The organism is Aliirhizobium smilacinae, from assembly GCF_006335145.1.
Taxonomy (GTDB): Bacteria; Pseudomonadota; Alphaproteobacteria; order Rhizobiales; family Rhizobiaceae; genus Neorhizobium; species Neorhizobium smilacinae.
Genome location: NZ_VDMN01000023.1, coordinates 1 through 754, shown reverse-complemented (window position 1 = coordinate 754; position 754 = coordinate 1). Strand labels below are relative to the sequence as shown.

Here is a 754-nt window from a genome sequence, read left to right as displayed (position 1 = left end):
ACCTGGGCGGCTGAAGACCAGCTTCGCGGGAACTGGATGGCAGGCCTGAAGTCCGGCTGGAGTGAGTGGGAAGAGAGCGCCACGGACAGTATGTCGCAGGTAAAAAGTGCAGCCACGCAGACCTTTGATGGTATTGCACAGAATATGGCGGCGATGCTGACCGGCAGTGAGCAGAACTGGCGCAGCTTCACCCGTTCCGTGCTGTCCATGATGACAGAAATTCTGCTTAAGCAGGCAATGGTGGGGATTGTCGGGAGTATCGGCAGCGCCATTGGCGGGGCTGTTGGTGGCGGCGCATCCGCGTCAGGCGGTACAGCCATTCAGGCCGCTGCGGCGAAATTCCATTTTGCAACCGGAGGATTTACGGGAACCGGCGGCAAATATGAGCCAGCGGGGATTGTTCACCGTGGTGAGTTTGTCTTCACGAAGGAGGCAACCAGCCGGATTGGCGTGGGGAATCTTTACCGGCTGATGCGCGGCTATGCCACCGGCGGTTATGTCGGTACACCGGGCAGCATGGCAGACAGCCGGTCGCAGGCGTCCGGGACGTTTGAGCAGAATAACCATGTGGTGATTAACAACGACGGCACGAACGGGCAGATAGGTCCGGCTGCTCTGAAGGCGGTGTATGACATGGCCCGCAAGGGTGCCCGTGATGAAATTCAGACACAGATGCGTGATGGTGGCCTGTTCTCCGGAGGTGGACGATGAAGACCTTCCGCTGGAAAGTGAAACCCGGTATGGATGTGGAGAT

General features: G+C 58.6%; 1 protein-coding gene. It reads left to right on the top strand.

Annotated features, from left to right (window positions below):
- On the top strand, nt 1-711 hold a 711-nt coding region (locus tag FHP24_RS28560), incomplete at its 5' end, for a phage tail tape measure protein (RefSeq protein WP_133293428.1).
- Nucleotides 712-754: the final 43 nt, after the last annotated feature.